The organism is Aeribacillus sp. FSL K6-2848 (assembly GCF_038004325.1).
GTDB classification, from domain to species: Bacteria; Bacillota; Bacilli; order Bacillales; family Aeribacillaceae; genus Aeribacillus; species Aeribacillus composti.
Genome location: NZ_JBBOQQ010000001.1, coordinates 17,501 through 35,526 on the forward strand (window position 1 = coordinate 17,501; position 18,026 = coordinate 35,526).

15 protein-coding genes, 1 tRNA gene, 1 rRNA gene, 1 other RNA gene and 1 other annotated feature (1 of these 19 cut by a window edge) are annotated in these 18,026 nt (G+C 40.8%); of the genes, 14 read left to right on the forward strand and 4 right to left on the reverse strand.

Annotation, left to right across the window (positions count from 1 at the left end):
* The 5 genes from guaB to serS form a co-directional block, all read left to right on the forward strand.
* Nucleotides 1-426: the 3' portion of an IMP dehydrogenase gene (guaB, locus tag NSS70_RS00070; RefSeq protein ID WP_063388665.1), read on the forward strand. The gene continues 1,041 nt to the left of window position 1, outside the view; the window shows 426 of its 1,467 coding nt (coding positions 1,042-1,467); its start codon lies beyond the left edge, outside the window; its stop codon occupies nt 424-426.
* A gap of 159 nt (nt 427-585) precedes the next feature.
* Entirely contained in the window at nt 586-1,944 is a 1,359-nt protein-coding gene (locus tag NSS70_RS00075; protein WP_117017543.1) for a serine hydrolase, read from the forward strand.
* A 141-nt stretch (nt 1,945-2,085) separates the two neighbouring features.
* Nucleotides 2,086-2,970 (forward strand): pyridoxal 5'-phosphate synthase lyase subunit PdxS, encoded by an 885-nt coding sequence (gene pdxS, locus NSS70_RS00080; protein ID WP_063388667.1) that lies wholly within the window; start codon nt 2,086-2,088, stop codon nt 2,968-2,970.
* A 13-nt stretch (nt 2,971-2,983) separates the two neighbouring features.
* Nucleotides 2,984-3,571, forward strand: a complete 588-nt coding sequence (gene pdxT / locus NSS70_RS00085) for a pyridoxal 5'-phosphate synthase glutaminase subunit PdxT (protein ID WP_066251693.1) — start codon at nt 2,984-2,986, stop codon at nt 3,569-3,571.
* 50 nt (nt 3,572-3,621) lie between these two features.
* Nucleotides 3,622-3,838 (forward strand) — a binding site (T-box leader).
* A 48-nt stretch (nt 3,839-3,886) separates the two neighbouring features.
* Nucleotides 3,887-5,167, forward strand: a complete 1,281-nt coding sequence (gene serS, locus NSS70_RS00090) for a serine--tRNA ligase (RefSeq protein WP_340882440.1) — start codon at nt 3,887-3,889, stop codon at nt 5,165-5,167.
* Between the two features lie 74 nt (nt 5,168-5,241).
* Here serS and lhgO read toward each other — a convergent pair whose 3' ends face one another.
* Together lhgO and NSS70_RS00100 are read right to left on the reverse strand one after the other, a co-directional pair.
* Complete coding sequence (lhgO, locus tag NSS70_RS00095; RefSeq protein WP_340880733.1) at nt 5,242-6,438, reverse strand: L-2-hydroxyglutarate oxidase; 1,197 nt, start codon at nt 6,436-6,438, stop codon at nt 5,242-5,244.
* 427 nt (nt 6,439-6,865) lie between these two features.
* Nucleotides 6,866-8,068: a transposase gene (locus tag NSS70_RS00100; protein WP_339192838.1), complete on the reverse strand. Its 1,203-nt coding sequence runs from the start codon at nt 8,066-8,068 to the stop codon at nt 6,866-6,868.
* 242 nt (nt 8,069-8,310) lie between these two features.
* Between NSS70_RS00100 and NSS70_RS00105 the strand changes: the two genes are divergently transcribed.
* Nucleotides 8,311-8,403 (forward strand) — tRNA-Ser (locus tag NSS70_RS00105).
* Nucleotides 8,404-8,648: 245 nt separating this feature from the next.
* On the opposite strand, the gene NSS70_RS00110 is transcribed toward NSS70_RS00105, so the two are convergent.
* Nucleotides 8,649-9,935 (reverse strand): LysM peptidoglycan-binding domain-containing protein, encoded by a 1,287-nt coding sequence (locus tag NSS70_RS00110; protein WP_130158354.1) that lies wholly within the window; start codon nt 9,933-9,935, stop codon nt 8,649-8,651.
* A gap of 132 nt (nt 9,936-10,067) precedes the next feature.
* Here NSS70_RS00110 and tadA point away from each other — a divergent pair, with 132 nt between their 5' ends.
* Entirely contained in the window at nt 10,068-10,550 is a 483-nt protein-coding gene (gene tadA, locus NSS70_RS00115) for a tRNA adenosine(34) deaminase TadA (protein WP_340880734.1), read from the forward strand.
* A 140-nt stretch (nt 10,551-10,690) separates the two neighbouring features.
* Here tadA and NSS70_RS00120 read toward each other — a convergent pair whose 3' ends face one another.
* A complete protein-coding gene (locus NSS70_RS00120; RefSeq protein WP_340880736.1) occupies nt 10,691-11,806 on the reverse strand; it encodes an IS4 family transposase in 1,116 nt (371 codons plus the stop codon).
* Between the two features lie 261 nt (nt 11,807-12,067).
* Between NSS70_RS00120 and ffs the strand changes: the two genes are divergently transcribed.
* From ffs to NSS70_RS00155, 7 genes are all read left to right on the forward strand, one after another.
* An RNA gene (gene ffs / locus NSS70_RS00125) (signal recognition particle sRNA large type) lies at nt 12,068-12,332 on the forward strand.
* A 565-nt stretch (nt 12,333-12,897) separates the two neighbouring features.
* Nucleotides 12,898-14,580: a DNA polymerase III subunit gamma/tau gene (gene dnaX / locus NSS70_RS00130; protein WP_339193737.1), complete on the forward strand. Its 1,683-nt coding sequence runs from the start codon at nt 12,898-12,900 to the stop codon at nt 14,578-14,580.
* 30 nt (nt 14,581-14,610) lie between these two features.
* Nucleotides 14,611-14,934 carry a YbaB/EbfC family nucleoid-associated protein gene (locus NSS70_RS00135; RefSeq protein WP_375338795.1) on the forward strand — a complete coding sequence of 108 codons (324 nt, stop codon included), beginning with the start codon at nt 14,611-14,613 and terminating at the stop codon, nt 14,932-14,934.
* 13 nt (nt 14,935-14,947) lie between these two features.
* Nucleotides 14,948-15,544 carry a recombination mediator RecR gene (gene recR, locus NSS70_RS00140; protein ID WP_063388672.1) on the forward strand — a complete coding sequence of 199 codons (597 nt, stop codon included), beginning with the start codon at nt 14,948-14,950 and terminating at the stop codon, nt 15,542-15,544.
* Between the two features lie 22 nt (nt 15,545-15,566).
* Nucleotides 15,567-15,782, forward strand: coding sequence for a YaaL family protein (locus tag NSS70_RS00145; RefSeq protein WP_063388673.1), 216 nt, complete (start codon nt 15,567-15,569; stop codon nt 15,780-15,782).
* A 115-nt stretch (nt 15,783-15,897) separates the two neighbouring features.
* Nucleotides 15,898-16,164, forward strand: a complete 267-nt coding sequence (locus NSS70_RS00150; RefSeq protein WP_340880738.1) for a pro-sigmaK processing inhibitor BofA family protein — start codon at nt 15,898-15,900, stop codon at nt 16,162-16,164.
* Nucleotides 16,165-16,383: 219 nt separating this feature from the next.
* Nucleotides 16,384-17,937 (forward strand): 16S ribosomal RNA (locus NSS70_RS00155).
* Nucleotides 17,938-18,026: the final 89 nt, after the last annotated feature.

An 18,026-nucleotide genomic window follows, 5' to 3' on the forward strand; every position in this document is an offset into this window, starting at 1 on the left:
GGAGATATTGTAAAAGCATTGGCTGCAGGTGGACATGCCGTCATGTTAGGAAGTTTGCTTGCAGGTACATCTGAAAGCCCGGGAGAAACAGAAATTTACCAAGGGCGTCGATTTAAAGTATATCGCGGCATGGGTTCAGTTGCAGCGATGGAAAAAGGTAGCAAAGACCGTTATTTCCAAGAGGACAACAAAAAATTTGTTCCAGAAGGAATTGAAGGCCGCATCCCATATAAAGGACCGTTGGCAGAGACAATTTACCAACTTGTCGGCGGTGTGAGATCAGGTATGGGATATTGCGGAGCAAAAAATTTATATGAGCTCCGTGAGCATTCACAATTTATCCGGATGACTGGTGCAGGATTAAGAGAAAGCCATCCGCATGATGTTCAAATTACAAAAGAGGCTCCTAATTATTCCATTTCTTAACAACTGACAGTTCAATAGTCTTATTTAAAAAATTACGACTTTTAGACAGAGTAGAGACTCTGTCTATTTTTTTTATAAGATGTATGTTAAAATCAATTTTGTTGTGTTAACTATTAATTATTTTTTAAAATAGATATTTTCAAATAAATGGAGGTAATCATGGTGCACTTCACGAAAAAATTCATCTCGGCTCTCGTCATCACGTTTTTATTGATGACGGCATTTTCCCCTTTGTCTCCCAAAATAAATGCTGAAGAAAATGACCCATTGGGCATCAATGCCTCTGCAGCCATTGCCGTTGAAGCCTCTACAGGGAAAATTGTGTACGGAAAAAATATTGATAAAACTCTTGGAGTTGCAAGTATGACAAAAATGATGACTGAATACTTGCTGCTGGAAGCGATCCATGAAAAGAAAGTTTCTTGGGATCAAACATATCGTCCAAGTGATTATGTTTACAAAATTTCCCAAAATCGCAGTTTATCCAATGTCCCTTTAAGAAAAGATGGAAGTTATACAATAAAAGAGTTATATGAAGCAATGGCCATTTATTCTGCAAATGGTGCGGCGATTGCAGTGGCAGAAGTGATCGGTGGATCGGAAACAAATTTTGTGAAAATGATGAATGAAAAAGCGAAAGAACTAGGCTTGAAGCATACGAAGTTTGTAAATGCGACAGGTTTAAACAATAGAGACTTAATGGGGATGCATCCGGAAGGAACAGGTGAGGAAGAAGAAAATGTAATGTCTGCGAGAGACGTTGCCAGCCTTGCGTACCATCTTTTAAAGGAGTATCCTGAGATTTTAGAAACGGCCAAAATTACGAGAAAAGCTTTTCGAGAAGGTACGGATGATGAGATTAAAATGGAAAACTGGAACTGGATGCTGCCTGGATTAGTTTATGGTACAGAAGGTGTAGACGGGTTAAAAACAGGATATACCGATTTTGCGGGCTCCTGCTTTACGGGAACAGCCGAACGGAACGGAATGCGAATCATCACAGTTGTTATGAATGCGAAAGGTAAAGGGAGCAACAATTACGTACATCGTTTTAGTGAAACTAGAAAACTAATGGACTATGTTTTCAGCAATTTTTCCATTGAGGAATTATTTCCTGCGCAATATCAAATAAAAAATAAATCAACTGTATCTGTTGTAAAAGGAAAAGAGAAAAAAGTAGAAATAGAAACAAAAGATTCTTTAAAGCTCCCTATTAAACGTGGGGAAAAAGACCAGTATGAGCCGAAATATGTTTTAGATAAAAAGCTTTTAACTGCGAACGGAGAGCTGACTGCACCAATTAAAAAGGGCGCCAAGGTCGGGTATATGTCCGTAGAATATAAAGGGAACAGCCAGGATTACGGATTTGTAACAGGTGAATCCGAAGCGAAAGTTGATGTAGTGACAAAAACAAAAGTCGAAAAAGCTAACTGGTTTGTATTATCAATGAGAGGCATTGGTAGTTTTTTTGGTGATGTATGGAACGGAGCAGCAAACATGGTAAAAAGCTGGTTTTAATGCATAACTCCTAACATTTTGTTGGGGGTTTTTACTATATTTAAAATAAAAGAAATCCTTGAAATTTGATAGGAATTTTATAAAAATTAGGATAAAATAGACGTATGCATTTGAATGTATCATTAAGGAGGAACTATAGAAATGGCAATTACAGGTACTGATCGAGTAAAAAGGGGAATGGCCGAAATGCAAAAAGGCGGCGTCATCATGGATGTGGTCAATGCAGAACAGGCCAAAATTGCTGAAGAAGCAGGTGCGGTTGCCGTCATGGCGCTGGAAAGAGTTCCTGCTGACATTCGTGCGGCAGGCGGGGTTGCCCGCATGGCTGATCCGACGATTATTGAAGAGGTCATGAACGCGGTTACGATTCCAGTAATGGCAAAATGCCGTATTGGACATATTGTAGAAGCTCGAGTATTAGAAGCGCTCGGTGTTGATTATATTGATGAAAGTGAAGTGTTGACACCGGCTGATGAAGAGTTTCATATAAATAAGCGGGAATTTACGGTTCCATTTGTTTGTGGCTGCCGTGATTTAGGAGAAGCAGCTCGCCGAATTGGAGAAGGTGCTTCCATGCTCAGAACGAAGGGCGAACCGGGAACTGGCAACATTGTAGAAGCAGTTCGTCACATGCGGAAAGTGAATGCACAGGTTCGGAAAATTGTCGGTATGAGCGAAGATGAGCTAATGACGGAAGCAAAAAATTTAGGAGCCCCGTATGAAGTGCTGCTACAAATTAAAAAGGAAGGACGACTCCCTGTCGTGAATTTTGCTGCTGGCGGCGTTGCAACACCTGCTGACGCAGCGTTGATGATGCAGCTTGGTGCAGATGGTGTGTTTGTCGGCTCAGGTATTTTTAAATCTGAAAATCCAGGAAAGTATGCCCGGGCAATTGTGGAAGCGACCACACACTATGAGGATTATGAATTAATCGCTCATTTATCGAAAGATCTTGGAACTGCGATGAAAGGGATCGATATTTCTTCATTGCTTCCGGAACATCGTATGCAAGAACGTGGCTGGTAAAGGAGAATACAAAATGAAAGTAGGAGTTTTGGCACTCCAAGGTGCTGTGAGGGAGCATATTCAGTCAATCGAAGCTTGTGGTGCAGAAGGCGTAAAAATTAAAAAATCCGAACAATTGCAAAATATCGATGGACTTATTTTACCAGGCGGCGAAAGCACGACAATGAGAAGATTGATTGAAAAGTATGGGTTGATGGACCCTTTGAAAGAATTTATAAAGGGAGGAAAACCTGTTTTCGGTACATGTGCTGGTCTTATTTTGCTGGCGAAGCAAATTGTTGGACAAGATGAGCCGCACCTTGGTGTATTGGATGTGGTCGTTGAACGGAATTCTTTCGGCCGCCAGCGTGAAAGTTTTGAAGCGGAATTAACCATTGCAGGAGTTGGGGACGATTTTATAGGTGTGTTTATTCGCGCTCCGCATATTGTAGAAGCAGGAGAAAATGTTGAAATTTTAGCAAAACATGAGGATCGAATTGTTGCTGTTCGACAAGGCCACATTCTTGGATGTTCATTCCATCCGGAATTGACGGATGATCATCGATTTGTGCAATATTTTTTAAATATGGTGAAGGAATCAAACGAGAAAGTTCATGCATAAAAAAGTTGAACAAACCCTAAACTTATAGTAAATTTATGAATATAAATAGATCTAAAGCAATGAGAGGAACTAGTAGCAAGTTGTTTTTCTTAAGAGAGCTGGTGGTTGGTGGAAACCAGTGAAAAACGCTTGTGAATCCGTCCTTGAGTGAAATGCTGAATGCAAGTTTTTGTTAGTAAGCATTTACGGAAAAAACCGTTACCTTTGTAAGTGGAAGGCTGATGCCTTCAAGCAGGGTGGCAACGCGGGTATACTCTCGTCCCTTTTTGGACGGGAGTTTTTATTTTGAATATAAAAACGAAAGGAGTGTCCATGATGCTTGATATGAAATTTTTACGGTCAAATTTTGAAGAAATAAAAAAGAAGCTTGAACACCGTGGAGAGGATTTAACTGATTTTGATCAATTTGTTGACTTGGATAAAAAGCGTCGTGAACTAATTGTTACGACGGAAGAATTAAAAAGCAAAAGAAATGAAGTATCTTCTAAAATCGCCGAATTGAAAAGAGAAAAGAAAGACACAGATCATTTAATTCAAGAAATGCGTCAAGTAGGAGAACGCATCAAAACACTTGATGAGGAATTAAAAGAGATTGAAGAAAAGTTAGAAACCTTGATTTTGTCGATTCCAAACATTCCGCATGAGAGCGTTCCAGTCGGCGATTCAGAGGAAGATAATGTAGAAGTCCGCAAATGGGGAGAAATCCCGACCTTTCGTTTTGAACCAAAACCTCATTGGGAAATTGCCGACCAATTAGGAATTCTCGATTTTGAAAGAGCCGGCAAGGTGACCGGCAGCCGCTTTGTATTTTATAAAGGTTTGGGCGCAAGATTAGAAAGGGCGCTTATCAGTTTTATGATAGATTTGCATGTTGAAGAACATGGCTATGAGGAAGTTTTGCCTCCGTATATAGTGAACCGTACAAGCATGATCGGAACAGGACAGCTTCCGAAGTTTGAGGGAGACGCTTTTAAAATTCAAGGTGAGGATTATTTCTTAATACCAACAGCGGAAGTTCCTGTCACAAATTTGCACCGTGATGAAATTTTACAGGAGAAGCAGCTTCCAATCAATTATGTAGCGTACAGCGCTTGCTTCCGTTCTGAGGCAGGGGCGGCCGGAAGAGATACGCGCGGCCTTATTCGCCAGCATCAATTTAACAAAGTGGAGCTTGTGAAAATTGTAAAGCCTGAAGATTCTTATGAGGAATTAGAAAAATTAACAAGTCATGCTGAAAACGTATTGAAGCTGTTAGGACTTCCATATCGAGTTATGAGCATGTGTACAGCTGATTTAGGCTTTACGGCAGCAAAAAAATATGATCTTGAAGTATGGCTTCCAAGCTATCAAACATATCGTGAAATTTCTTCTTGCAGCAACTTTGAAGCGTTTCAGGCTCGCCGGGCGAATATACGGTTCCGACGGGATCCGAAAGCAAAGCCTGAGCATGTGCATACGTTAAATGGTTCTGGGCTTGCAATAGGTCGTACAGTAGCAGCCATTTTGGAAAATTACCAGCAAGAAGACGGATCTGTCGTCATTCCGGAAGTGCTGCGTCCATATATGGGAAATAAAACAGTAATTAGTAAAAAGTAATTCTTACTGAATAGAAAAAATGAAAGGGGGTAGGAGGGGTTCCTCCATATCCCCCTTTTATGTACAAATGTATTTTATATAGGCTGCCGTTGTATCATTTTTTTGGCAATTGTTCTTCCTATTTCAATGGATGCTGTCGCTGCAGGAGATGGAGCGTTCAGCACATGAATGGACCGTTTCGTTGGTACAATATAAAAATCATCGATTAAAGCCCCGTCTTTACTTAAAGCTTGAGCTCGGACACCAGATGGTCCAGGCAGCAAATCTTCTTCTGTAATATCGGGCATGAGTTTTTGAACATTTTCGACAAACTTTTTCTTTGACATCGATCGAATCATTTCTTCGAGTCCTTCTTTCATATATTGACCTGCTAATTTCCAAAAACCGGGGAACGTTAATACTTCAAACAAATCTTTCATATTTGCGTCGCTTTTTTTATACCCTTCTCTTTTCAAGCTTAAAACAGCATTTGGACCTATATCTATAGATCCGTCAATCATTCTAGTAAAGTGAACGCCTAAAAATGGAAAATTAGGATTTGGTACAGGATAGATTAAGTTTTTAACTAAATATGATTTTTGCGGATTTAACATATAATATTCTCCACGGAATGGAACAATTTTCACATCCGTATACAGATTTGCTATTTTAGCAATACGATCGCTGTTAAGTCCTGCACAATTTATAAAAAATCGGCTTTGAAAGGTTTTGTTTGCTGTTTCAACGATAACTTCTTGTTTTTTTTCATGAATCACTTCTACTTTTTCGTTTAAAAAGATCTCCCCGCCCTTTTCGAGGATTAAATCTGCCATCCGTTCACTAACAAGACGGAAATTTACAATACCTGTTGATGGAACATGAATGGCTTCTATTCCATTCACATAAGGTTCAAATTCATGAAGCTCCTCCTTTGAAATTTTCCGGATATTGAGGCCGTTTTTTAATCCGCGTTGGAACAGCTTCTCAAGCTCCTCCCGCTCATGTTCATTGCTGGCAACGATTACTTTGCCACAGACTTCATAAGGGATATCGTATTTTTGGCAAAACATGATCATTGCCTGATTACCTTTTTTTGCAAGCTGCGCCTTATAGCTCCCGGGCTTGTAATATATACCGGAATGGATCACCCCGCTGTTATGACCCGTTTGATGGGAGGCAACTTTATTTTCTTTTTCGATTATTGCCACTTTTGCGTTTGGGTGTTGTTCATATATTGCCAATGCAGTGGATAAGCCGACTATTCCTCCACCGACAATTACATAATCATACATATTTTTCTCCGTCCTCCTCTAGTCATCCGCAAGCTTCTCACTCTCATTTTTTAAGGGATTTACGTTTTGCACTAGGCTTCAGTTGTTTTTATACATGCTGTTTTAAAAGCGCGGCAAATCAATGCAAAGATAGCAGCCGATTGCGGGGAAAAGATGCATTTGTTCATGTCCCGAAAAAACTAGTGTCCATTTGTGAGCGCTTTAAATTAACTTGCAATACAAGTTTATAACATGATGAATGAAATACAATCGATTTTTTTCGAATTTTTTAATTTTTTCTATTTGAGCATTTTGCAAAATTAGATTTTTTGGATAAAAGTATAAAAAATAAAGCACTCGGCAAATAGCTACCAGCATGTTATTTTACAAAATATTACAATAATCTTGTTTTCGGGCATACCTACAGAATTTTTCACATTGAATTTTTTTAAGCGGCTTTCTTCCCTTTATTTTCCTTTGCCATCGCTAGCGCTGAAACAAGTAATACAATAGCGTTCAGGTAAATATGGGTCTTTACTTTTTCAATTCCCCATACATGTAGGGAGTTCGCCGTAAGGTAGCTTTTCATTCTTGAATTACAGCGTTCTACACTTGTCCTCTCGTTGTAAAGCTCTTTCCAACGTTTTGTATCACGGTGCGGATTGGAATATCGGCGCACATCCTTTTTGATGTCGACTTTTACCACCATTCCATAGTTGGAAGATGAACAGGCTGCCATTCCTAATGGGCAATCCACTTTGCCGGTTGCGTGAGGACATCTGAACTTGAGCTGGTCCTTATCAGCTCCCCAATAAGTCATTTCATAACCCATGGAACAACGCGGAGTTCCATTGGAAGAAATCCCTTCAGGAGGCTCTTTTTCGTTGCGCAAATTGAGCGGGATAATGGCTTGCGCTCCAATGTTTTTGGCTGATTCATAGTTTTTTAGTTGGTCATATCCGCCATCCATGATCAGAAATTCAATTTTGGATTTGGTACGCTCTGCCACTTGCTCTATTAATTCTGGTGCGACTTCTCCATCGTTCACATGGGCAGGGGTTACTTTTATGGCTATTGGCAGTTCGCTTGCGGTATCGACTGAAAGATGCATCTTATAGCCAAACCAGGTAATTTTATTGCCGAAGGAATCATATTTTGCGCCCCAATTGGCATTACCCGTTTGTTCACTACGCTTTTTGGGCTGTTTCTTTTCATAGGCATCAATGGCGGCACTGTCGATGGCCTGGTGGCTGCCGTCAATTATTCCTTCCTCCTGAGCTAACTGTACCAAGTCAAGGAAGATCTTTTCAGCCAGCTTTTTTTTGGTAAGTGCCGCAAAAACCCGGCTGAGAGTGGAGATAGACGGTGCGGGGCGATCAATCGATAAACCGCATTGATAACGGAAACGAAGGTCTTTATCCAATCGATGATGAAGGGCGGTAAAGGTGTCGATGCCTTCGAGTGGGGCAGCGATGAGAGCTCTTAGAATCCCTTCTCTGGAATGACCGTCAGCCCCTCGGGGTGAAGAACTTCTCAACTGTTTAGCATAAGGGCGTAAATCAAGCGAGCTAAAAAAGATAGGTAATTTCTCTTTTGACTCTAATTTTTGCAGTTCTTCAAAGGAAAATAGGCTTTCTTGTAGAATATACAAAGTGACTTCCTCCTTTTGAATTTTTGTGGTTTCGTCACTTCAAAAATTCTACATTTTAGGGGTGAAGTCCTTTTTTATGTCTTTGAAATCCTTATGGCTCTTGGGTCAAAAAATATGCAAAATGCTCATTTAAAAAAATAAGCTTCTTTGTAAAGAAGCGTTTAAGGAAAAAAATTATTTGATAACTTTTATGAGTTTATTGACATACATTTTATACTGTGCTATATTAGTCCATGTCATATGGAGGAGTACCCAAGTCTGGCTGAAGGGGTCGGTCTTGAAAACCGAGAGGCGGGTCAAACCGCGCGGGGGTTCGAATCCCTCCTCCTCCGCCATTATTTACCGAGTGCGCATAAATTGGAGATTGGCTAAATTCGTTACGGGCTGTAACGAATTTTTTATTTTTTAAAACAAAATGGCTAATCCTCATGGAAAACAAAAATCATCGATATAAACGTTAAAGGGGCGTCTATAAGCTGAAAAGCAACTTATTAGGCGCCTCTTTTATTTTTTTGAAAAACAAAACAGAAATTCCTCATATTTAAGATCATTTGATCAATAGTTGTTTATAAAGAAGTATTTATTTTTTTACGACTTGAAAATTATCGATAATCAACAGCCAATTTTGCGGAAACGAAATTCCTAGTTTCCAATAGCTGACACCTCGCAAATGCAGCTCTTTTACAAGATCGAATTTGGCTTGTATGGAACGGGCATCTTCAAACCAAACTTCATGAACCTTTTGGTTTTCATCCGTATATCGAAAAGTAGGGGCTTGGGCTTCTTCATCAAATTTGATTTCTGCATTGTATTTTGATGCAAGCTGAATCGCCTGCTGCGGACTTATCGCTTTTGCGTAAGGCCCGCCTTGCACAAAGGGAAGAGTCCAGTCATAACCGTATAAATTTTGTCCCATCATAATTTTCTGTGGAGGAATCTCCGTAACGGCATATTCGAGTACATCACGGACTGGGCCGATAGGAGAAACAGCCATTGGCGGTCCGCCGCTGTACCCCCATTCATATGTCATAATGACGACCCAATCCACAATTTCTCCATGTGCTTTATAGTCGTGGGCCTCGTACCATTGTCCTTTTTGCTCTGCGCTTGTTTTGGGGGCTAATGCAGAGGAAATGAACCACCCTTCACTGTGAATCCTGTCTCTCGCCCTTCGCAAAAATTGATTATAGGCTTCCCGGTCGGCAGGAAACAAATATTCAAAATCAAAGTGAATATCTCGAAACTGATATTTTTTTGCTGTGGCAATAATATTATTTAAAAATTTAGTTTGTACATCATCGTCTGTCAGCAATATATGCCCTAACTCTGCACTAAATTGATTGTTCTCCAAATTTGTGACAGCCATTGAAAACACTAAATTTTGTTCATTAGCAATAGTTTGCAAGTTCCCAATCGGTGGCTCTTTTAAAGAACCGTCACGTTGTGCTTGAAAGCTAAAATGGGTAAGGTAGGTTAAATAAGGGGCAGTCTCTCTTGCGCTGTCTTCGAGATTTTGGCTGACTTGAGCACCAAGCGGTTCTAAATATACATTAAATTCTGCTTGCCGTTTAGGCCGTTCTGGGATATATAATCGAAGGCCAATAGGCAATAATTGATTTATATTCAGTCCATTTACTGCTGCAAGCTCAAATACAGACGTACCAAATTTTCTTGAAATGCTCCAAAGGCTGTCTCCCCGTTGAACGGTGTAAAATTGTCCGATGATTGGAATAACAATTGCTTGACCTACAACAAGCTGATCAGGATTAGGAATTTCATTTGCTTCAACGATGGCTGTTATAGATGTTCCATATGTTTGTGCAATGGAATAAAGCGTTTGCCCAGATTGAACAACATGAATTAGCAAAATCATGACCTCCTGTAAAAACTGTTTGTAAATTTTATGTTTTCATCGCAGAAAACATGCTTTTGGAAAAGGTTGAAAGGAACCCGCACTTTTTTTAAGATGAAATTATATCGATAGGATGAGGAGCAAAAAATGACTAAAGACGAATATTATATGACTTTAGCAATTGAAGAGGCGAAGAAGGCGGAAAAGATTGGCGAGGTTCCGATTGGTGCTGTGCTTGTTGTAGATGATGTAGTGGTTGCAAAAGCTCATAATTTGAGGGAAACCGAGCAGAGGTCAATCGCTCATGCGGAAATATTGGCAATTGATGAGGCGTGCAGGAAGCTTCGAACGTGGAGACTCGAGAACTCGACGCTATATGTGACGCTTGAGCCATGTCCAATGTGTGCAGGAGCGATTGTAATGTCAAGAATTGAACGTGTAGTTTTCGGCGCTTTCGATCCGAAGGCTGGTTGTGCAGGAACGTTAATGAATTTATTAAATGAACCTCGTTTCAATCATCAAACAGAAGTAATTTCAGGCGTGAAGCAGGAGCAATGCAGTGAAATGTTAACCTGTTTTTTTCAAAAGTTGCGGGAAGAGAAAAAACGGTTGAAAATGAAAAATCATTAGCATTGCATAAATATAGTTAGAATTTTCTGTTAATTAATTTTTGTGAATTTGTGCCAAAAAGACAAAACCTAAAGAAAGGTGGCACTGCCCATTTGGTAAATATATACAGTTAAACCAGAGCGACAACGACAAAAGGGAGATTATGGACTGGCTCGCCCATCAAATTTTCGCAACCAAACATAAGCTGGTTTCCACAGAGCTCTCTTTAACCAACGAGTAATTCGAAGTAGGGATTTCTTACTTTTCATCTCCAATTGAATGAGAACATGTAAGCAATACGTGATAAGGGCTAAGAAAATTTGATTTTGAATAGCTGTTTCACTCATCCCATAAAAGTGCTTAATTTCCACGTGTTGCTTGAGCCATTTGAAAAAGAGCTCAATAGCCCAGCGAGATCGGTAAATATCACTTATCTCTTCTGGTTTTAAATCAAATCGGTTGGTGATGAAACGAAGTAAGTTCCCTTTTGTGTCCATAACTTCTAGTAGACGAAAGACATTTTCAGTACGATTTTGTGTGGTACCAATGTAGACCATTTTATCGGATAGAACGTGACAATCATCAGGAAGTGAAAATGTATAGACTTCACGAATGACTGCGTTTTTCTTCAGTCTTGAAACGAAGAAATAGCCATCATCTGTCATCCGATCAAAACGTTCATAGTCCACATAACCGCGGTCAAACACATACATGGCTTCTTGATCATCCACTAGGACTTCGAGTTGATTTCGGTCATGTTCTTTTGCTGTCGTAATCACTGCTTTTTCAGGATAGACGGTGTCTTTATCCATGAAAACGAGCCGTAAGTGTAGCTTTACACCAGCTTTTGTTTTACGGAATTTTGCCCATTTATAATGGGTCAAATTCAACGGGAGTGTACTTGAATCAATGATTTTCAGTGGCATATTCTTTCCGTTTTGATAATGGTACCGTTGAATTTTCCAAACAAGATCCAAGAACAAATTTGCAAGAATTAGTGGGTTGATCTGATTGTTTTTTCGGGATAGCTGAGAGGCACTTATCGATTCAAATCCGAGTGCTTTTTGAAGATCTTCGTCTACAAGTGCATCACTCATTTCCTCTAAGCTCGTAAATTCGAGCAGCTGGGCTACCAATAAAAGTTTAATATAGGCTTCTGTTGTCAGCTTTTTTGTGTAATAGTCCTGTTTCAATTCTTTGACTTGTTCGCTAAGTTTTTGAATATTTATGGGTGAAACCCATTTACCAAATGATGAAATTAGTGTATTCTTGTCCATAATGGTTATCCTTTACGATTGGATTTGGACAGGAACCACCTGTACTTCCATTGTAAAGGATTTTTTTGTTTCGAAATCAATAAAAAATTGAACATTCTTAGTATTTTGAATCATCAGATTTAATTACTGCAATGCTAGTGATGAAAAATAAAAACAATTGAATTTTTTAACATATTGGGAAGCGTTGCATTTTCTCGAAAAAACATATATACTAAATTTGCGTCCTTAAACGGCGCAAAGTGAAAATCGGTTTAAACTTTGCCGTGCTAAGCGGGGAGGTAGCGGTGCCCTGTACTCGCAATCCGCTCTAGCGAGGCCGAATTCCTTCTCGAGGTTAGTATATTTTAGGGTCTGCCTCAAGTAAGTGGTGTTGACGTTTGGGTCCTGTGCAATGAGAATCCATGAACCATGTCAGGTCCGGAAGGAAGCAGCATTAAGTGGAAGCTCTCATGTGCCGCAGGGTTGCCTGAACTGAGCTAACTGCTTGAGTAACGCCTAGGGTTGCTAATCGACAGAAGGTGCACGGCAGTTATCATATCAAACAATAAGATCCCCTTATAGTAGGCAGAAAAAGAAAAGTCTGTCAACTATAAGGGGATTTTTTCGATGAGAGAAATATGAACAGCGTATGATGTAAAGCTTAAAAAATGTAATGAGGACATTGGTTTAAAATATGGATTGATGCATGATGGGGAAAACACTTTAAGCAGAAAGAAATGAAGAAAATATTAGAAAGACTTTAAAACTCCCCAAGAAGATCTTGAAACAAAAGTGTCCTTAGCGGCTAAAACCATACAGAATACGCCGTCCCATTTCAAGTCTCATCCATACTTTTTCCGCACGTCCGAATAGATGAAGGATGCATTATGCAATATAACTATCAACGGCTTCAAAAGAGAAACAGCTTAAAGTCCTAATGAATATCGGTCTCAGGCTGTCTACATGTGCTGTCTATTTAACTGGAGACGCTTTTACAGAGATCGGTTTTATTTTTTTCATAAGTTTTTTATCCTTCTTATGGAAAACTTACATTCGTTTAAACAATCAGGTATAATAAATGAAAGATTACTGTATAAAGGGGAGGGCGTTACTTGAGTTATCAGGCTTTATACCGAGCATGGAGGCCACAGCAGTTTCGTGATGTCGTGGGACAAGAACACGTCACGAAAACATTGCAAAATGCCCTTTTACAAAATAAATTTTCGCATGCTTATCTTTTCACAGGTCCTAGAGGAACAGGTAAAACAAGCGCTGCAAAAATATTTGCGAAAGCTGTCAACTGCCAACAAGCACCAATTGCAGAGCCTTGTAATGAGTGTCCTGCATGTAAAGGAATCACGGAAGGATCGATTTCGGACGTTATTGAAATTGATGCAGCTTCTAATAATGGAGTAGATGAAATTCGCGATATTCGCGATAAAGTCAAATTTGCACCTGCGGCGGTCAAATATAAAGTATATATTATTGATGAAGTTCATATGCTTTCAATCGGAGCATTTAATGCTTTATTAAAAACGCTTGAAGAACCTCCAAAACATGTGATTTTTATTTTGGCTACAACTGAACCTCATAAAATTCCGCTTACCATTATTTCGAGATGTCAACGCTTTGATTTCCGGCGTATTTCTGTTCAATCCATCGTACGTCGCATGAAGGAAATTGTGGAAAATCAATCGATCAAGGTTGAAGAGGAAGCGTTAAAGGTTATTGCGAGCTCGGCTGATGGTGGGATGAGAGATGCACTGAGTCTGTTGGACCAAGCCATCTCTTTTAGCGATGATAAAGTCACATTGGAGGATGTATTATTTATAACTGGATCGGTTTCTCATAAGATGCTCGCAAATTTGGTCCGATTTATTTTTGAGAACAATGTTACGGAAGCTTTAAAAACTATCCACGAATGGTTGGATCAAGGGAAAGATCCTTTAAAATTAATTGAAGATCTCATTTATTACTATCGCGACATGTTATTATATAAATCGGCTCCAAACTTAGAGGAAGTAATGGAACGAGTCGCAATAGACGATGCGTTCGTTTCATTGTGCGAACAAATTCCTATTGAGCAAATTTATGAGACGATTGAAGTTTTGAATCAAAGCCAGCAGGAGATGAAATGGACGAATCATCCCCGTATTTTTGTAGAAGTAGCGATTGTGAAATTATGTCAAACTGAGCGTGTGCAGCCGCCTTCAGTTCATTATGAAGAACTTCTTAATCGAATACAGGAACTTGAACGCACAATATCTTCATTAGTTCAGCATGGAGTTCAAGAACAGTCGCCTGTTAAACAAGAAGCAAAAGTACAAAAAACAATTCAAAGCGGTTATAAAACGCCTGTTGACCGCATTTATGATATTTTGAGAAATGCTACTCGAAAAGATTTGGATTTAGTGAAAAGCCGATGGGGAGATCTGTTAACAACGCTAAAGCAGCAAAATAAAGTGTCGCATGCAGCCCTTTTAAATGAAAGTGAACCAGTTGCTGCTTGCGAATATGCTTTTGTGCTAAAATTTAAATATGAAATCCATTGTAAAATGGTGGCGGAAAATCAAAATCATGTATTAACAAACCTCCAAACGATTTTACAAGGACTCATTGGACGTCAAATGGAGATGATTGGCGTTCCGGAGAAAGAATGGGGTAAAATAAGGGAGGATTATTTGCGCAATCAACGATCAGACGATGCACATCAACAGGAACATGAAGAAGAAGATCCGCTTATTGCCGAAGCAAAAAAATTAGTTGGCACGGATCTGATTGAAATAAAAGAGTAAATAAATGCTTATGGAGGAGATAATATGATGATGCGTGGCGGTATGGGAAACATGCAAAAAATGATGAAGCAAATGCAAAAAATGCAAAAGGAGATGCAAAAGGCTCAGGAGGAGCTTGCTGAAAAAAAAGTGGAGGGAACTGCTGGCGGCGGTATGGTCACGGTTGTTGCAAACGGACATAAGGAAATTTTAGAAGTGAAAATCAATGAAGATGTTGTAGATCCTGAAGATATTGAAATGCTTCAAGATTTGGTATTGGCAGCAACAAACGATGCTCTTCGCAAAGTGGATGAGTTAACAAGCGAAACGATGGGAAGATTTACTAAAGGTATGAATTTGCCTGGCTTGTTCTAGGAGGATCTATTCGATGCAATATCCAGAACCGATATCAAAACTTATTGATAGCTTTATGAAGCTGCCAGGAATCGGTCCGAAAACGGCCGTTCGTCTGGCCTTTTTTGTTTTAAATATGAAAGAAGAAACAGTATTGGATTTCGCGAAAGCGCTTGTCAATGCAAAACGAAATTTATCATATTGCTCGATTTGCGGTCATATTACAGATGAAGATCCATGTTATCTTTGCAAAGATGAGCGCCGCGACAGAAGCATAATATGTGTGGTTCAAGACCCGAAAGACGTCATTGCAATGGAAAAAATGAAAGAATATAACGGTCTATATCATGTTCTGCATGGCGCCATTTCGCCAATGGACGGGATTGGTCCTGAAGATATTAATATCCCTGATTTGCTAAAACGTCTGCAAAATGATGAAATTCAAGAAGTAATTTTAGCAACAAATCCGAACATTGAGGGAGAAGCGACAGCAATGTATATCTCTCGCCTTTTAAAGCCTACAGGCATAAAAATCACAAGAATTGCTCATGGGCTGCCTGTTGGCGGTGATTTAGAATACGCGGACGAAGTCACACTTTCAAAAGCGCTGGAGGGAAGACGAGAGATTTGAAGAGAAAAGGAGTTTGCCAGACATGTTTATTCGGCGAAAGCAATGGTTGAGAAGAGAATTCGATCAGCTGCTTCTTCAAGATTTAATTGAGCTGAAGGAACATTGGGAGTATCAAAAGCGTTTAGTGGAAAAAAGCTTTGATCCTTCACCTGAGGTGCTTAGCAGTTTAAAATTAGCAGAAGCAAAATATTTATTTCTTTTAAAAGAAGCCAAAAAGAGAAATATCAAGATGGAATAGTAGGTAGAAGGAAGCAGCCACATTCCTGTTTGTTGTTTTCTTAGTTCTAAACAATATGAAATCTTTCATATTGTTAAAGTAAAGCCGAAATCAACAGGAAGGTGGGTTTTATATAATGGAGTCTTATATTATGATCATTTGCATTTTAGGGCTTTTATTCCTTCTGCTTCTTGCCGGTGCTTCTTTGAAACCGGTGAAATGGATAGGGAGTATTTTTATAAAAATTGTGATCGGGGCCTTGCTACTTTTTTTTGTTAATTCTTTTGGGACGAGTTTCGGTCTGCACGTGCCCATTAATATTGTTACATCATCTATTGCTGGTTTATTGGGGCTCCCCGGATTAGCTGCTTTAGTAATTATTAAAATGGTGATTATCCCTTGAAAAACACCTGTATACAGGCGGGTGTTTTTATTTTCAAAAAAAGTGTTGACATTATAAACAATCATGGTAAAATAATATTCGTCGCTAAGATACAAAATAAAAAAACATTGACAAATGAATTTTTGATTGATAAAATAGAAATCCTGATTGATCCTTGAAAACTGAACAAAACGAAAAGCGTGCCTGTTGATTCTGACAAGAGCATTTGGTGACAAACTTTTTTTGGAGAGTTTGATCCTGGCTCAGGACGAACGCTGGCGGCGTGCCTAATACATGCAAGTCGAGCGGACCGAAGGGAGCTTGCTCCTTTAGGTTAGCGGCGGACGGGTGAGTAACACGTGGGCAACCTGCCCTGCAGACTGGGATAACTTCGGGAAACCGGAGCTAATACCGGATAACACCGAAAACCGCATGGTTTTCGGTTGAAAGGCGGCTTTTAGCTGTCACTGCAGGATGGGCCCGCGGCGCATTAGCTAGTTGGTGAGGTAACGGCTCACCAAGGCGACGATGCGTAGCCGACCTGAGAGGGTGACCGGCCACACTGGGACTGAGACACGGCCCAGACTCCTACGGGAGGCAGCAGTAGGGAATCTTCCGCAATGGACGAAAGTCTGACGGAGCAACGCCGCGTGAGCGAAGAAGGTCTTCGGATCGTAAAGCTCTGTTGTCAGGGAAGAACAAGTACCGTTCGAACAGGGCGGTACCTTGACGGTACCTGACGAGGAAGCCACGGCTAACTACGTGCCAGCAGCCGCGGTAATACGTAGGTGGCAAGCGTTGTCCGGAATTATTGGGCGTAAAGCGCGCGCAGGCGGTTCCTTAAGTCTGATGTGAAATCTCGCGGCTCAACCGCGAGCGGCCATTGGAAACTGGGGAACTTGAGTGCAGGAGAGGGGAGCGGAATTCCACGTGTAGCGGTGAAATGCGTAGAGATGTGGAGGAACACCAGTGGCGAAGGCGGCTCTCTGGCCTGTAACTGACGCTGAGGCGCGAAAGCGTGGGGAGCGAACAGGATTAGATACCCTGGTAGTCCACGCCGTAAACGATGAGTGCTAAGTGTTAGAGGGTATCCACCCTTTAGTGCTGCAGCAAACGCATTAAGCACTCCGCCTGGGGAGTACGGCCGCAAGGCTGAAACTCAAAGGAATTGACGGGGACCCGCACAAGCGGTGGAGCATGTGGTTTAATTCGAAGCAACGCGAAGAACCTTACCAGGTCTTGACATCCCCTGACAACCCTAGAGATAGGGCGTTCCCCTTTCGGGGACAGGGTGACAGGTGGTGCATGGTTGTCGTCAGCTCGTGTCGTGAGATGTTGGGTTAAGTCCCGCAACGAGCGCAACCCTTGACCTTAGTTGCCAGCATTCAGTTGGGCACTCTAAGGTGACTGCCGGCTAAAAGTCGGAGGAAGGTGGGGATGACGTCAAATCATCATGCCCCTTATGACCTGGGCTACACACGTGCTACAATGGGTGGTACAAAGGGCAGCGAAACCGCGAGGTGGAGCGAATCCCAAAAAACCACTCTCAGTTCGGATTGCAGGCTGCAACTCGCCTGCATGAAGCCGGAATCGCTAGTAATCGCGGATCAGCATGCCGCGGTGAATACGTTCCCGGGTCTTGTACACACCGCCCGTCACACCACGAGAGTTTGTAACACCCGAAGTCGGTGGGGTAACCCTTACGGGAGCCAGCCGCCGAAGGTGGGACAAATGATTGGGGTGAAGTCGTAACAAGGTAGCCGTATCGGAAGGTGCGGCTGGATCACCTCCTTTCTAAGGATATATACATTGAAATAGGGTACGCTTTTCCGTTTTGTTTAGTTTTGAAGGATCATATCCTTCTTGATTGTTCTTTGAAAACT

What these genes read in the sequence shown, in the direction of transcription:
- NSS70_RS00075 (WP_117017543.1), top strand. Translation starts at nt 586, where the DNA reads ATGGTGCACTTCACGAAAAAATTCATCTCGGCTCTCGTCATCACGTTT.
- pdxS (WP_063388667.1), top strand. Translation starts at nt 2,086, where the DNA reads ATGGCAATTACAGGTACTGATCGAGTAAAAAGGGGAATGGCCGAAATG.
- pdxT (WP_066251693.1), top strand. Translation starts at nt 2,984, where the DNA reads ATGAAAGTAGGAGTTTTGGCACTCCAAGGTGCTGTGAGGGAGCATATT.
- serS (WP_340882440.1), top strand. Translation starts at nt 3,887, where the DNA reads ATGCTTGATATGAAATTTTTACGGTCAAATTTTGAAGAAATAAAAAAG.
- lhgO (WP_340880733.1), bottom strand. Translation starts at nt 6,438, where the DNA reads ATGTATGATTATGTAATTGTCGGTGGAGGAATAGTCGGCTTATCCACT.
- tadA (WP_340880734.1), top strand. Translation starts at nt 10,068, where the DNA reads ATGACTAAAGACGAATATTATATGACTTTAGCAATTGAAGAGGCGAAG.
- NSS70_RS00120 (WP_340880736.1), bottom strand. Translation starts at nt 11,806, where the DNA reads ATGGACAAGAATACACTAATTTCATCATTTGGTAAATGGGTTTCACCC.
- NSS70_RS00135 (WP_375338795.1), top strand. Translation starts at nt 14,611, where the DNA reads ATGCGTGGCGGTATGGGAAACATGCAAAAAATGATGAAGCAAATGCAA.
- recR (WP_063388672.1), top strand. Translation starts at nt 14,948, where the DNA reads ATGCAATATCCAGAACCGATATCAAAACTTATTGATAGCTTTATGAAG.
- NSS70_RS00145 (WP_063388673.1), top strand. Translation starts at nt 15,567, where the DNA reads ATGTTTATTCGGCGAAAGCAATGGTTGAGAAGAGAATTCGATCAGCTG.
- NSS70_RS00150 (WP_340880738.1), top strand. Translation starts at nt 15,898, where the DNA reads ATGGAGTCTTATATTATGATCATTTGCATTTTAGGGCTTTTATTCCTT.